This window comes from Acidovorax sp. SUPP2825, assembly GCF_030158995.1.
Classification (GTDB): domain Bacteria; phylum Pseudomonadota; class Gammaproteobacteria; order Burkholderiales; family Burkholderiaceae_C; genus Paracidovorax.
Genome location: NZ_BQXK01000002.1, coordinates 230,467 through 243,084 on the forward strand (window position 1 = coordinate 230,467; position 12,618 = coordinate 243,084).

Below are 12,618 nucleotides of genomic sequence, written 5' to 3' on the forward strand. Positions count from 1 at the left end.
ATGATTCCTCGTTCGGTTTAGGCGAACGACTTCTTGAACGCGCCGATGGCGGCGGTCAATTCGGCTTCAGCGTCCTTGTCCATGGCCTTCGCCTGTTCCAGCTTGGCCAGCAGAGGGCCGTGGCTGGACTTCAGGAACTGGTGCAGGCCGTGTTCGAACTCGAGCACCTTCTTGACTTCGATGTCGTCCATGAAGCCCTTGTTCACTGCGAACAGCGTCGCACCCATCAACGAGATGGGCAGCGGGCTGTACTGGGCTTGCTTGAGCAGTTCGGTCACGCGGGCACCGCGATCCAGCTGCTTGCGGGTGGCTTCGTCCAGGTCGGAAGCGAACTGCGCGAACGCAGCCAGTTCCCGGTACTGGGCCAGGTCGGTACGGATACCGCCGGACAGGCTCTTGATGATCTTGGTCTGGGCCGCACCACCGACGCGCGACACCGAGATACCGGCATTGATGGCGGGGCGGATACCGGCGTTGAACAGGCTGGTTTCCAGGAAGATCTGGCCGTCCGTGATCGAGATCACGTTGGTCGGAACGAAGGCGGACACGTCGCCGGCTTGCGTTTCGATGATCGGCAGCGCGGTCAGCGAACCGGTCTTGCCCTTGACTTCACCCTTGGTGAAGGCTTCGACGTAGTCGGCGTTCACGCGGGCGGCACGCTCCAGCAGGCGGCTGTGGAGATAGAACACGTCGCCTGGGTAGGCTTCGCGGCCTGGCGGGCGGCGCAGCAGCAGCGAAACCTGGCGGTAGGCCACGGCTTGCTTGGACAGGTCGTCATAGACGATCAGCGCGTCTTCGCCGCGGTCGCGGAAGTACTCGCCCATCGTGCAGCCGGAGTAGGCCGACACGTATTGCATGGCGGCGGACTCGGAAGCCGAAGCGGCCACCACGATCGTGTATTCCATCGCGCCGGCTTGCTCCAGCGAGCGCACGACGTTCTTGATCGACGATGCCTTCTGGCCGATGGCGACGTAGATACACGTCACGCCCTGGCCCTTCTGGGCAATGATGGCGTCGATGGCGACGGCCGTCTTGCCGGTCTGGCGGTCACCGATGATCAGCTCGCGCTGGCCACGGCCCACGGGCACCATGGAGTCGATGGACTTCAGGCCGGTCTGCAGGGGCTGGTCCACCGATTTACGGGCGATCACGCCCGGAGCGACCTTTTCGATCACGTCGGTGAGCTTGGCGTTGATGGGACCCTTGCCGTCGATCGGCTGGCCCAGCGCGTTCACCACGCGGCCAACGAGTTCGGGGCCCACGGGCACTTCCAGAATGCGGCCCGTGCACTTGACGGTGTCGCCTTCGGAGATGTGCTCGTACTCGCCCAGAATCACGGCGCCGACGGAGTCGCGCTCGAGGTTCAGTGCCAGGCCGTAGGAAGGCGCACCGTCCTTGTTGGCCGGGAACTCCAGCATTTCGCCCTGCATCACGTCGGACAGGCCGTGCACGCGCACGATACCGTCGGACACGGATACCACGGTGCCCTGATTGCGGATATCGCTGCTGGCTGCCAGACCTTCGATGCGGCTCTTGATCAGTTCAGAAATTTCTGCGGGATTGAGTTGCATGACTCTTTCCTTCTTTCTTTGGTTAGCCGAGACCTCAAGCCGCTTACGCAGTGAGGGCCGCTTTCATTTGTTCCAGACGGGCTTTGACGGAGGTGTCGAGCACCTCGTCTCCCACGACTACGCGAACGCCGCCGATCAGGGATTCGTCCACCTGTACCGAGACATTCAGCTTGCGGCCGAAGCGCTTTTCGAGCACCGCGTCCAGGCCGGCCAACGCGGCGGCATCCAGCGCAAAAGCGCTGAACACCACGGCATCGGAAGAGCCGTTGCGCCGATTCACCAGCGCGCGGAACTGGGCCGCCACCTCGGGAAGCGCATCCACACGGCCGTTCTCGATGATGACGCGCAGGAAGTTGCGGGCTGCCTCGGGCAGCGCGCCACGAACCACGCCCGTGATGACGTCGAACACCTGTTCGGAGGTCACCTTGGGGTTGTCCGCCAGCTGGCGCAGTTGGGGATTGGCGGCAATCGCCGCCACTTCTTCCACCCAGGCCACGGTGCCGTTCAGGTCGGCACCCGGCTGGGACGTGCTGGCCTTGAACAGGGCTTCCGCGTAAGGGCGGGCAATGGTGGCGAGTTCTGCCATGTGCGCGCTCCTTACAGCTCGGTCTTCAGGCGGTTCAGCAGGTCGGCGTGGACGCCAGCATTGACTTCCTTGCGGAGAATCTGCTCGGCGCCCTTGACGGCCAGCGCAGCGACCTGCTCGCGCAGGGCTTCACGGGCCTGGATCGACTGCTGCTCGGCATCGGCACGGGCAGCAGCGACGATCTTGTTGCCTTCCTCGGTCGCACGGGCCTTGGCCTCGTCGATGATGGCCTGAGCGCGGCGCTCGGCGTCCGCAATACGCGATGCCGTTTCGTTGCGCGTCTGGGCCAGTTCCTTCTCGACGCGCTGGTTCACAGCGGTCAATTCGGATTTGGCACGGTCGGCGGCAGCGAGGCCATCGGCGATTTTCTGGGCTCGCTCGTCCAGTGCCTTCGCGATCGGGGGCCACACGAACTTCATCGTGAACAGCACCAGGATCAGAAAGACGATGGCCTGAACGAACAGGGTCGCGTTGATACTCACGGCAACACCTTTCTAGTTGGGCGTTGAACGGAGCTTAGGCCAGGACGAAGGGGTTGGCGAAAGCGAACAGCAGAGCGATGGCCACGCCGATCAGGAAGGCGGCGTCGATCAGACCGGCCAAGATGAACATCTTGGTTTGCAGTTCGTTGATCAGCTCAGGCTGGCGAGCGGACGCTTCGAGGTACTTGCCACCCATCAGTGCGATGCCGATCGAAGCGCCGATAGCGCCGAGACCCACGATCAGACCACAAGCCAGAGCGACGAGACCGAGAACGTTTTCCATGATGACTCCTAGGATGAAAAGAAAGGAAGGTTGAAAAAGAAAGGGAAAGGATCAGTGAGCTTCATGTGCCTGGCCGAGATAGATCAGCGCAAGCATCATGAAAATGAAGGCCTGCAGGGTGATCACCAGGATGTGGAAGATCGCCCAGATCGAGCCTGCAATGATGTGCCCCAGAGGGAGCAACACACCGGAAAGCGACATGGCAGCAGCACCGCCCATCAGGGCAATCAGCATGAACACCAACTCACCAGCGTACATGTTGCCGAACAGCCGCATGCCATGCGACACGGTCTTGGCAATGTATTCAATGATCTGCATGAGCAGATTGACCACGCCCAGGATCAGGGCGAAGACGGGATTCTTGCTGGTGCCGAACGGTGCGGTGACCAGTTCATGCGCCCAGCCGCCGAGGCCCTTGATCTTCACGCTGTAGTACAGGCAAAGCACCAGCACGGCGAACGACAGACCGAGGGTGGTGGACAGATCGGCAGTGGGCACCACGCGCAGGTAGGCATGGTGCGGATCATGGCCGGCGGCACCGTAGATCTGGGCCCAGATGGCGGGCAGCAGATCGACCGGCAGCATGTCCATGGCATTCATCAGGAAGATCCAGACGAACACGGTCAGCGCCAGGGGAGCGATGAACTTGCGGCTTTCGGCGTTGTGGATGTTGGCCTTGGCCTGGTTGTCCACCATCTCGACCAGGATCTCCACCGCAGCCTGGAAACGGCCCGGCACGCCGGAGGTGGCTGTGCGTGCGGCACGCCAGAAGACAAAAAGTGCGATGAAACCGAGAACCAAACCCACGATCACGGAATCGAAGTTCACCACGGAGAAATCGACAATGGACTTCTGCTTGATGTTCTGGAGATGCTGCAAGTGGTGAACGATGTATTCACTGGCAGTCGGTGCATGCGCTTCTGCGGCCATCGGACAACTCTTCTATCAATATCAATCGGTTTTTCGGACACCGGGCCGCACCATGAGGGCGATCCAGTACGTTTTCATCGTCACTACCATGCCGGCCAGCAATGCCAGCCAACTCAGCCCCGGAACCAGCCGGGGCGCCGCCGCCAGCATGGCAACGGTCATTGCAATCTTGACCAACTCCCAACCGAACAGGCCAGCCATCGCACCTCCCGCGGAAGTTTGATGCCGGGCCATGCCCCGCGCGAACAAGGCCGCAGGAATCACCACCGCCAGTGCGCCATATCCCGCGGACCAAGCCACAGAGGGCCTGCCGGAAACCAGCCATGCCACCAGGGCAGCCAGTGCTCCGACGAATGCCTGCCCCCAGACGATTCGCCACACGGAGATCCGCGGATGCCGGAGGCGCCACTGCGCAGCCTCTTCGGCTGACAGGGGCTTGAAGTCGGAATCTTCAGCCTCAGTTTCGTGGTCGGGAGCGTTTGTTTTCATTGAGGAATGACGCCCACTTTACAGACCGAAACTTTCACAAAGCCCCTGATTATAAGTAAAAACCACTTTCATCCGGCAATGACCTCTCAGGCCGGTATGAAAGTGTGCGCACGCGCGCTCCGTTGTGGTGACCGGCCAACGTGAACCGCCCTATCGCGGTGCAGACTTCGACCGAAAGATTGCCGCCCCGAACCCGTTCAAAATGGCACAAAGCCCGCCGTTTATAGACCATCGCCATGACACAGCCCCCTTCCACGCTCCCATCAGACGCCCCGTCCGCGACCGATCCCCGCAAGGATTCGCTCATCGAGTACCCCTCGTCGTTCCCCATCAAGGTCATGGGGCAGAAAGTGGATGGATTCGTCCACGCGGTGACGGAGCTGGCGCACCGCTTCGACCCGACCTTCGACGCGTCGACCATCGAACTGCGCGACAGCCGCGCCGGCAACTACCTGGGCGTCACCATCACGATCACAGCCACCAGCCGCGAACAACTTGACGACCTGTACCGGGCTCTGTCCTCGCACCCGATGGTCAAGGTGGTGCTCTAAGTCCCATGGAGATTCGCCACCTGGGCCTCGTGGACTATCGGGAGACGCTGCAGGGCATGCAGGCGTTCACGCAGGAGCGCACGACCCAGACTCCCGATGCGCTGTGGATCTGCCAGCACCCGCCGCTCTACACGCAGGGGCTGGCCGGCAAGGCCGACCATGTGCTGGTCCCTGGCGACATTCCCATCGTCGCCACCAACCGGGGCGGGCAGGTGACTTTCCATGGCCCGGGGCAGGTCGTGGCCTATCCGTTGCTGGATTTGCAGCGCGCAGGTTATTTCGTCAAGGAATACGTCTACCGCATCGAAGAATCGGTGATCCGGACGCTGGCCCATTTCGGCGTCACCGGGCACCGCGTGGGCGGGGCCCCGGGCATCTACGTGCGCCTGGACAACCCGGCAGGCCATGCCCAGCTGCCGCAGCGGCCACGCAAGGCCGAGGGTCTGCCAGCCACGCAAGCCCATGACGCCCCTGACTTCACCGGGCTGGGCAAGATCGCCGCACTGGGCATCAAGGTGTCGCGCCACTGCACCTACCACGGCGTGGCACTCAACGTGGACATGGACCTGGAACCCTTCTCGCGCATCAACCCTTGTGGCTACGCAGGGTTGCAAACGGTGGACCTTTCTACAATCGGGGTCCACACCACCTGGGAAGAAGCCGCCGAAGTGCTGAGCCAGCAGCTCGCCATTCGCCTGGCCCCCTGACCACTACCCTGCCATGAGCACTCCTGAAGTCGTGCGCGAAGCGCAAACCACCGCTGCCTACAACCCGCTGGCCAAGCAGAAGGCAGCCGCCAAGCTGTCGCGCATTCCGATCAAGGTCGAGCAAGGCGAAGTGCTCAAGAAGCCCGAGTGGATCCGGGTGAAGGCGGGCAGTCCCACCACGCGCTTCTACGAGATCAAGGACATCCTGCGCGAGAACAAGCTGCACACGGTGTGCGAGGAAGCCAGTTGCCCCAACATCGGCGAATGCTTCGGCAAGGGAACGGCCACGTTCATGATCATGGGCGACAAGTGCACGCGCCGCTGCCCGTTCTGCGACGTGGGGCATGGCCGGCCCGACCCACTGGACAAGGACGAGCCACTGAATCTGGCCAAGACCATCGCTCAGTTGCGGCTGAAGTACGTGGTGATCACCAGCGTGGACCGCGATGATCTGCGCGATGGCGGCAGCGGGCACTTCGTGGAGTGCATCCAGCACATCCGCACTCTCTCCCCCTCCACCCAGATCGAGATCCTCGTGCCGGACTTCCGCGGACGGGATGACCGCGCGCTGGAGATCCTCAAGGCCGCGCCGCCCGACGTGACGAACCACAATCTGGAGACGGCACCACGCCTGTACAAGGAAGCCCGGCCCGGCAGCGACTACCAGTTCAGCCTGAACCTGCTCAAGAAATTCAAGGCATTGCATCCTGGCGTGCCGACCAAGAGCGGCATCATGGTGGGCCTGGGCGAGACGGACGAGGAGATCCTCCAGGTCATGTCCGACATGCGCGCGCATGACATCGACATGCTGACCATCGGCCAGTACCTCTCGCCCTCCAACAGCCATTTGCCGGTGCGCCGATACGTGCACCCGGACACCTTCAAGATGTTCGAGGAAAAAGCCTACGAAATGGGCTTCAGCCACGCGGCGGTGGGTGCGATGGTTCGCTCCAGCTACCATGCAGACCAGCAGGCGCACGCGGCCGGCGTGTAACACCCGGATCGGAGCAACGGAAGGCCTCCGGTTGAAGCCCGCAACTCAGGACGTCGCGGGCGGTTCTGCGGGCGATGCACTGACGGTGAAGCCGATGCGCGTGACCTGCGCCGTGCTGCTGGCAAAGGTTTTTCCGCCATGCATTCGCGCGATGGCGTCCACGATGGCCAAGCCGAGGCCGTGGTGCTGGTCCGAACCATCGCGGGCCGATGTCGCCCGGTAAAAGCGCTCGAACAGCCTGTCGAGCGCCTCCGGTGCGATGCGGGGGCCCTCATTTTCAACGGTGATCTCCGCGCCGTCGCCCCACGGGCGGATGGCCACGACGATGGTGGAGTCCTTCGCTGCATAGCGGATGGCATTGCCCAACAGGTTGGACAAGGCCCGGCGCACCAGCGGCACGTCCACCGCTGCGGTGGCATCCCCCACGACCGTGCCCCGTAATCCAGCCTCCTCCATCAAGGCTTCATGGAACTCCAGCACGGCGCAGGCCTGCTCTGCAAGGCGGGCCGGCTGCCGTGAGCGCAAGAACTCTCCGCGATCGGCCCGCGACAGAAATAACATGTCGGCCACGATGCCTGAGAGCCGCCGGATCTCTTCCAGGTTCGACACCAGCAGCAACTGCATGTCCTGGGCGGAGCGAGGGCGGGCCAGCTCGACCTCCGCCGAGGCAATGAGGTTCGCCAGGGGCGTGCGCAACTCGTGGGCCACATCGGCATTGAAGGCCTTGGACTGCGAATAAGCCTGTTCGACCCGGGCCATGAGCGCATTGAATTGCACGATCCAGGGACGAAGCTCCTGGGCGAATTCAAGAGGATCGATGGGTGCACTGGCAGCGTCCGGCGTGATGCGGGCGGTTCGCTCCGCCAACTTGCGCAGCGGCCGAAGGCCATGGCGCACGAGCAGCGCCCCCGTCAGCGAGACCAGCAGCGTGCCCAGCACCACGGCCAAGGCCAACGTCCCGCCCAGCCGGCGCAGAAGGCGCGCGTCCTGCGTCGTATCGATGCCGATGCGCACGTTGAAGGGGGGGCCGCTGTCCTGCGGCGCCACCCGGTGATCGGCCCAGACCCATTCGCCCGAAGTGGCCGGGGTGGAGCGGAACACCTGCGCGCCATCGCGGCCGATGGACACGCTCACGTTGCCATGGGAGGAAAAGTAATCTTCCAGCTTGTGCTGCAAGAACAGCGCCCCGCCCCCTTGGCTGCGCTCGTTCAGCAGATGGGATGCCAGTCGTGCCTGCTGATCCAGCTCCTCCTGCGCCTTCTGTCGAAAATTCCACGCCGTGACGACATAGACGGAGACGCAGAGCACGCTGAGGCCGATCAGCGTCTGCAGGGCCAGCCAGAGGGACAGCCGGCGCTGTATCGATGACGGGAAAGGACTCATGGCGTTCCCCGGTCCTCCAGGACGTAACCCATTCCGCGCACCGTGTGCAAGAGCCGCCGCGCAAACGGATCGTCCAGCTTGCTGCGCAGGCGTCGCACGGCCACCTCCACCACATTGGTTTCGCTGTCGAAGTGCATGTCCCACACTTGCTCGGCGAGCGTTGTTCGAGAGAGCACGCGCCCCTGGCGGCGCATCAGCAAGGCGAGCAAGGCGAACTCCTTGGCGGTCAGGTCGATCCGCACGCCTTCACGGTGGCATTTGCGTGCAACCAGATCGAGTTCCAGGTCGGCCAGTTTCAACACGGTGTGCTCCTGCAGCGGCCCCCTGCGCTGCAAGGCCTGCACCCGCGCCAGCAGTTCGGAGAACGCGAAGGGCTTGACCAGATAGTCGTCAGCGCCCTGCTGCAAACCTCTGACGCGATCCTCGACCTGATCGCGGGCCGTGACCATCAATACGGGCACGTCCTTGCCCTGCCGAATGGCGGCCAGCACGCCGAAACCATCCACCCCGGGCAGCATCACGTCGAGCAGGATGACCGAGTAATCGCCTTGCGTGGCGAGGTACCGGCCCTGGATGCCGTCCCTGGCAATGTCGACTATGTAGCCGTTTTCTTCCAAGCCTTTTTTGACGTAATCGCCCAGCTTGGGCTCGTCTTCGATGACCAGTATGCGCATCGGGCCATCGTATCGCCCGGGGACCGTTTGGAAGATGACGAATTCGTCATCTTGCCGTCGGTGAATCGGCCGACTGGGTTTTTACAGTGACTTCACGCCGGCACAACGTTCGGCTGCATCCCGGTCCGGCGGTTCGGGCCGGATGCCCAACCCAGGAGATTGACCATGACCCGTTCCCCCGCCGTTTTTCTGTTCGCCGCCATGTCGGCTGCATGGGTGCCCTTGAGCGCTTCGGCGGCCAGCACCTTGCACAGCGCACCCACCGAAGCCGGCTACACCGTGCATCCGCAGCATGCCGCCCAGGCAAAGTCGCGGGCGCAGGTTCTGTCGGAGCTGGCCACTGCCCGCACCGACGGCACCCTGGTGGCCATGCAGTGGGGCCTGGAGGTGCCCAGCAAAGAGGCCAATGCCCCGAGCGCGCTGACACGCGAGCAAGTGCGCCTGGAGGCCGAGCGCGCCGCCAAGGGCAACCTGCTGCGCTATGGCGACCATTGAGCCCGCCACCGCACCCATGCCAATGCCAATGCAGGGCGCCTGTCCACCCGGAGGCTTCGGGCAATGCCCAGCCCCGTGCCAGGCCCTTGCGGCCCACCGATATACTGCCGCCCGATGCGCCGCTGGCTGATGATTCTTTTGCTTTTCGCGATGCCGTTCCAGCTGAGCTGGGCGGCTGCCGCAGGCTATTGCCAGCACGAAAGCAATGCCAGCGCCTCGCATTTCGGACACCACGAACACCACCACGCCGCTTCCAACGGTGCGTCGGCACAAGACGCCGATATGCCCTCGGACCCCTTGCCAGGAGGTCCGGACAATGATTGCCTGACCTGCCACACCTGCACGGTGCAGCCCCTGGCCCATACCGCCAACGTAGCGGCCACGGCCGGGCCCGCAGCCCGCCCCCCGTCCTTCACCGAGTCTTATCGCTCCCACGTGGGAGGCATCCCCACGCGCCCTGCCTGGCCCGTGCTCGCCTGATTCGGCGAGAGACACGGCACGGCCTTCCCTCTTTGATCACAGCCCTTCGCTGAGAACTCTCGCCGAATTCGTTCGCCCGTTGTTGTTGCAACCCAGGAGAATTCGATGCACAGGCATTTCGTGTTGCTGGCCGCCATGGCTTTCGCGGCATTTCCGGTCTTTTCGCACAGCCAGACCACCCCGCTTCCCCCCCCGTCCACGGTGCAGCCACGCACCGTGGAATCGTCCGAGCCCTTGAGCCTTGCCACCGCGGTGACACTGGCATGGCAGAACAACCCCGACCTGTCCGCCGTGGCGCGTGCGCGCGACGCGGCGGATGCTTCCATCCGTCAGGCGGGCGCACGGCCCAATCCCGTGCTGGAGACCACGGTGGAGGACCTGCGGCAGGAGCGCCGCACGACGACCGTGCAGATCAGCCAGCCGATCGAGTTGGGCGGCAAGCGAGCCGCCCGCATCACAGCCGCCGAGCGGGCGCGGGACCAGGCCGCCGCCTCGGCCATGGCGCGCAGATCGGAGCTTCGCGCGGGCGTGATCACCGCCTTCTTCGAAGTCCTGGCCGCGCAGGAGCGCGTCCGCATGGCCCAGGACTCGGTCACGCTGGCACAGCGGGCGGTGCATGCCGCGGCCAGCCGGGTGGCGGCCGGCAAGGTCTCGCCCCTGGAAGAAACGAAGGCCAAGGTGGCCGAGTCCGGCGTGCAGGTGGAGCGCCTGCAGGCCGAGGGTGCACTGCGGACGGCAAGGCAGCAATTGGCCACGCTGTGGGGCAATCCGAAGCCCGCCTTCGCCCATGCCGTGGGACAGCTCGATGCCTTGCCCACCCCACCGTCCAGCCTGGAGATCGAGCAGCGGATGCATGGCGCACCCTCTTTGGTTCAGGCACGGCTGGAAGTCGATCGGCGCAGTGCGCTCACGGCCCTGGAGCAGGCCAAGCGGGTGCCTGACATCGCGGTGACGCTGGGCAGCAAGCGAAGCCCGGACGTGGGCGGAAACCAGTGGGTGGTGGGCGTGTCCATTCCCCTGCCTATTTTCGACACCAACCAGGGCAACCTGGCCGAAGCGTTGAGCCGCGAGGAGCAGGCGCGCGACGAACTGCTGTCCACCGAACTGCGCACGGCCGCCGAAGCGGCAGCGGCATTGGAGACCCTCCACGCGTCGCGTCTCGAGGCCGAAACACTGCAGCGCGACGCCCTTCCCGGCGCAGAGAGCGCCTATCAGGCCGCGACCAAAGGGTTCGAACTGGGCAAGTTCAGTTTTCTGGAAGCCCTCGATGCACAGCGCACGCTGCTGCAGGTGCGCACGCAAACGCTGCGCGCCCTGGCCGCCGCGCACCGCGCCGCCAGCGACCTGGACCGCTTGCTGGGGTATGCCGGCGACGACCTGCCCTCCCCCATTTCATTTGCCCGCTGAAAGTCCGCCATGAACAAACGACTGAACCCATCGACCGGCAAAGCCGGCAAGCGCCAATGGTGGGTGGTGGCCGCCATTCTGGTGGTCACGCTGATCGCCGGCGCCCTGATCCTGCGGGGCAGCCCCGCCTCCTCCCAGGGTGGCCACGCCGAGGCAGATGGCCATGCGTCCCACGCGGAGGAAGCGTCCCATGGCTCCTCCAGTGAGAAAAGCGCCAGCCAGGATACCCATGCAGAGGAGGAAGCGGCCAAAGGCCCGCACGGGGGCCAGCGCTTCACGGAAGACGGCTTCAGCCTCGAGGCAAAAGTGTCGGAAGACGGCGGCACCCCGCATCTCGCGGTCTGGATTTCCGAGCAAGGCAAACCGGTGAAAGCGGATGCCGCCCAGTTGTCCGCCACGCTGACGCGACCGGGAGGGGAACGGGAAACGCTGTCGTTCACCGCCGATGGCGAAGGATTGAAGAGCGTGCAGGCCATCGAGGAGCCGCATGTATTCGAGATCACCCTCTCCGTCCAGAAAGACGGCCGTGCATACGCCTCCACGCTGCACCAGGAAGAAGGAAAAATTCCCCTGACAGAAGCGCAGGCCAAGGCCGCCGGCATTGCGATCGACACCGCGGGCCCCGCGCGCATCCGTGCCACGCTGCAGTTGCCGGGCGAAATCAAATTCAACGAGGATCGCACCGCCCACGTGGTGCCGCGGCTGGCGGGCGTGGTGGAAAGCGTCTCGGCCCAGCTCGGCCAACAGGTCCGCAAGGGGCAGGTACTGGCCGTGCTGTCGAGCCCGGCGCTGTCAGAGCAGCGCAGCGAGCTGCAGACCGCACAGCGCCGGGCCGAACTGGCCCGGACCACGTACGAGCGCGAGAAGAAGCTGTGGGAGGAAAAAATCGCGCCGGAGCAGGACTACCTGCAGGCGCAGCAGTCCCTGCGCGAAGCGCAGATCGCGGTCGCCAATGCACAGCAGAAGCTCTCTGCCATCGGTGCCACGCCTGCCGCATCGGCCCTGGGCCGCTATGAACTGCGCGCACCTTTCGACGGCATGGTGGTCGAAAAGCACCTGTCGCTGGGCGAGTCCGTGAAGGAGGACGCGAATGTCTTCACCCTCTCCGACCTGTCCACCGTGTGGGCCGAAATCAGCGTGGCCGCGCAACACTTGCCGTTGGTGCGCGTGGGCGAACGGGTGACCGTGCGCTCCACCGCGTTCGATGCGAAGGCGGAGGGCGAGGTCTCCTATGTCGGCGCCCTGATCGGCGCGCAGACGCGCATGGCCACGGCCCGCGTGGCGGTGGCGAATCCGCAGAAGGTCTGGCGGCCCGGACTGTTCGTGGAGGTCGAACTGGTGTCGTCCGAAGCGACACCGCCGGTCACCGTGCGGACCGATGCGGTGCAGACCGTCGATGACAAAACCGTGGTCTTCGTCCGGGCCGAGGGCGGCTTCATTGCCCAGGCGGTTCAACTGGGTCGCACGGATGGCCAGCGGGTCGAGGTCGTCAAAGGGTTGGCAGCCGGCACGGCCTATGCCGCGGCCGGCAGCTTCGTCGTGAAATCCCAGCAGGGCAAGAGCTCGGCGTCGCACTCGCACTGAAG

Annotated in this window: 15 protein-coding genes; 7 read left to right on the forward strand and 8 right to left on the reverse strand. The window is 64.4% G+C overall.

Translation table 11 applies throughout. The features are described from left to right. Window positions 1-17: 17 nt before the first annotated feature. From atpA to AVAK2825_RS03585, 6 genes are read right to left on the reverse strand one after another with little or no spacing between them, the layout of a single operon-like run. On the reverse strand, window positions 18-1,571 hold the full coding sequence (gene atpA / locus AVAK2825_RS03560) for a F0F1 ATP synthase subunit alpha (RefSeq protein WP_272565775.1): 1,554 nt from the start codon (window positions 1,569-1,571) through the stop codon (window positions 18-20). Window positions 1,572-1,614: 43 nt separating this feature from the next. Next, complete coding sequence (locus AVAK2825_RS03565; RefSeq protein ID WP_272565778.1) at window positions 1,615-2,157, reverse strand: F0F1 ATP synthase subunit delta; 543 nt, start codon at window positions 2,155-2,157, stop codon at window positions 1,615-1,617. Between the two features lie 11 nt (window positions 2,158-2,168). Further along, window positions 2,169-2,639 (reverse strand): F0F1 ATP synthase subunit B, encoded by a 471-nt coding sequence (locus AVAK2825_RS03570; protein ID WP_272565779.1) that lies wholly within the window; start codon window positions 2,637-2,639, stop codon window positions 2,169-2,171. Between the two features lie 34 nt (window positions 2,640-2,673). Further along, on the reverse strand, window positions 2,674-2,922 hold the full coding sequence (atpE, locus tag AVAK2825_RS03575) for a F0F1 ATP synthase subunit C (protein ID WP_092745139.1): 249 nt from the start codon (window positions 2,920-2,922) through the stop codon (window positions 2,674-2,676). 51 nt (window positions 2,923-2,973) lie between these two features. Then, window positions 2,974-3,852, reverse strand: a complete 879-nt coding sequence (atpB, locus tag AVAK2825_RS03580) for a F0F1 ATP synthase subunit A (protein WP_092745138.1) — start codon at window positions 3,850-3,852, stop codon at window positions 2,974-2,976. A gap of 21 nt (window positions 3,853-3,873) precedes the next feature. Continuing rightward, window positions 3,874-4,341 carry an ATP synthase subunit I gene (locus AVAK2825_RS03585; protein WP_284394464.1) on the reverse strand — a complete coding sequence of 156 codons (468 nt, stop codon included), beginning with the start codon at window positions 4,339-4,341 and terminating at the stop codon, window positions 3,874-3,876. A gap of 236 nt (window positions 4,342-4,577) precedes the next feature. Between AVAK2825_RS03585 and AVAK2825_RS03590 the strand changes: the two genes are divergently transcribed. From AVAK2825_RS03590 to lipA, 3 genes are read left to right on the forward strand one after another with little or no spacing between them, the layout of a single operon-like run. Then, entirely contained in the window at window positions 4,578-4,892 is a 315-nt protein-coding gene (locus AVAK2825_RS03590) for a YbeD family protein (RefSeq protein WP_272565783.1), read from the forward strand. Between the two features lie 5 nt (window positions 4,893-4,897). Next, window positions 4,898-5,599 (forward strand): lipoyl(octanoyl) transferase LipB, encoded by a 702-nt coding sequence (lipB, locus tag AVAK2825_RS03595; protein WP_284394471.1) that lies wholly within the window; start codon window positions 4,898-4,900, stop codon window positions 5,597-5,599. 13 nt (window positions 5,600-5,612) lie between these two features. After that, window positions 5,613-6,593: a lipoyl synthase gene (gene lipA, locus AVAK2825_RS03600; protein WP_284394473.1), complete on the forward strand. Its 981-nt coding sequence runs from the start codon at window positions 5,613-5,615 to the stop codon at window positions 6,591-6,593. 45 nt (window positions 6,594-6,638) lie between these two features. Here lipA and AVAK2825_RS03605 read toward each other — a convergent pair whose 3' ends face one another. Both AVAK2825_RS03605 and AVAK2825_RS03610 read right to left on the reverse strand, forming a co-directional pair. Then, window positions 6,639-7,976, reverse strand: coding sequence for a heavy metal sensor histidine kinase (locus AVAK2825_RS03605; protein WP_284394475.1), 1,338 nt, complete (start codon window positions 7,974-7,976; stop codon window positions 6,639-6,641). After that, the gene (locus AVAK2825_RS03610) at window positions 7,973-8,650 is read right to left on the reverse strand and encodes a heavy metal response regulator transcription factor (RefSeq protein WP_284394477.1); all 678 of its coding nucleotides are present in this window, start codon (window positions 8,648-8,650) and stop codon (window positions 7,973-7,975) included. Before AVAK2825_RS03610 ends, AVAK2825_RS03605 begins: the two co-directional genes overlap by 4 nt. Window positions 8,651-8,815: 165 nt before the next feature. On the opposite strand from AVAK2825_RS03610, the gene AVAK2825_RS03615 reads away from it, so the two are divergent. The 4 genes from AVAK2825_RS03615 to AVAK2825_RS03625 all read left to right on the forward strand — a co-directional run bounded on the left by AVAK2825_RS03615 (window position 8,816) and on the right by AVAK2825_RS03625 (window position 12,616). Further along, window positions 8,816-9,145: a DUF4148 domain-containing protein gene (locus tag AVAK2825_RS03615; RefSeq protein ID WP_272565794.1), complete on the forward strand. Its 330-nt coding sequence runs from the start codon at window positions 8,816-8,818 to the stop codon at window positions 9,143-9,145. Window positions 9,146-9,259: 114 nt separating this feature from the next. Next, window positions 9,260-9,625, forward strand: a complete 366-nt coding sequence (czcI, locus tag AVAK2825_RS24775; protein ID WP_349817156.1) for a cation efflux protein, CzcI family — start codon at window positions 9,260-9,262, stop codon at window positions 9,623-9,625. 105 nt (window positions 9,626-9,730) lie between these two features. Beyond that, complete coding sequence (locus AVAK2825_RS03620) at window positions 9,731-11,032, forward strand: TolC family protein (RefSeq protein WP_284394479.1); 1,302 nt, start codon at window positions 9,731-9,733, stop codon at window positions 11,030-11,032. Between the two features lie 9 nt (window positions 11,033-11,041). After that, window positions 11,042-12,616, forward strand: coding sequence for an efflux RND transporter periplasmic adaptor subunit (locus AVAK2825_RS03625; protein WP_284394481.1), 1,575 nt, complete (start codon window positions 11,042-11,044; stop codon window positions 12,614-12,616). The last annotated feature ends 2 nt before the right edge of the window (window positions 12,617-12,618 follow it).

Excerpts from the sequence above, each read along its gene's own strand:
- atpE (WP_092745139.1), bottom strand. The coding sequence starts at position 2,922 with ATGGAAAACGTTCTCGGTCTCGTCGCTCTGGCTTGTGGTCTGATCGTG.
- AVAK2825_RS03590 (WP_272565783.1), top strand. The coding sequence starts at position 4,578 with ATGACACAGCCCCCTTCCACGCTCCCATCAGACGCCCCGTCCGCGACC.
- AVAK2825_RS03610 (WP_284394477.1), bottom strand. The coding sequence starts at position 8,650 with ATGCGCATACTGGTCATCGAAGACGAGCCCAAGCTGGGCGATTACGTC.
- atpB (WP_092745138.1), bottom strand. The coding sequence starts at position 3,852 with ATGGCCGCAGAAGCGCATGCACCGACTGCCAGTGAATACATCGTTCAC.
- AVAK2825_RS03615 (WP_272565794.1), top strand. The coding sequence starts at position 8,816 with ATGACCCGTTCCCCCGCCGTTTTTCTGTTCGCCGCCATGTCGGCTGCA.
- AVAK2825_RS03625 (WP_284394481.1), top strand. The coding sequence starts at position 11,042 with ATGAACAAACGACTGAACCCATCGACCGGCAAAGCCGGCAAGCGCCAA.
- AVAK2825_RS03585 (WP_284394464.1), bottom strand. The coding sequence starts at position 4,341 with ATGAAAACAAACGCTCCCGACCACGAAACTGAGGCTGAAGATTCCGAC.
- czcI (WP_349817156.1), top strand. The coding sequence starts at position 9,260 with ATGCGCCGCTGGCTGATGATTCTTTTGCTTTTCGCGATGCCGTTCCAG.
- AVAK2825_RS03620 (WP_284394479.1), top strand. The coding sequence starts at position 9,731 with ATGCACAGGCATTTCGTGTTGCTGGCCGCCATGGCTTTCGCGGCATTT.
- AVAK2825_RS03565 (WP_272565778.1), bottom strand. The coding sequence starts at position 2,157 with ATGGCAGAACTCGCCACCATTGCCCGCCCTTACGCGGAAGCCCTGTTC.
- lipA (WP_284394473.1), top strand. The coding sequence starts at position 5,613 with ATGAGCACTCCTGAAGTCGTGCGCGAAGCGCAAACCACCGCTGCCTAC.
- AVAK2825_RS03605 (WP_284394475.1), bottom strand. The coding sequence starts at position 7,976 with ATGAGTCCTTTCCCGTCATCGATACAGCGCCGGCTGTCCCTCTGGCTG.
- lipB (WP_284394471.1), top strand. The coding sequence starts at position 4,898 with ATGGAGATTCGCCACCTGGGCCTCGTGGACTATCGGGAGACGCTGCAG.
- atpA (WP_272565775.1), bottom strand. The coding sequence starts at position 1,571 with ATGCAACTCAATCCCGCAGAAATTTCTGAACTGATCAAGAGCCGCATC.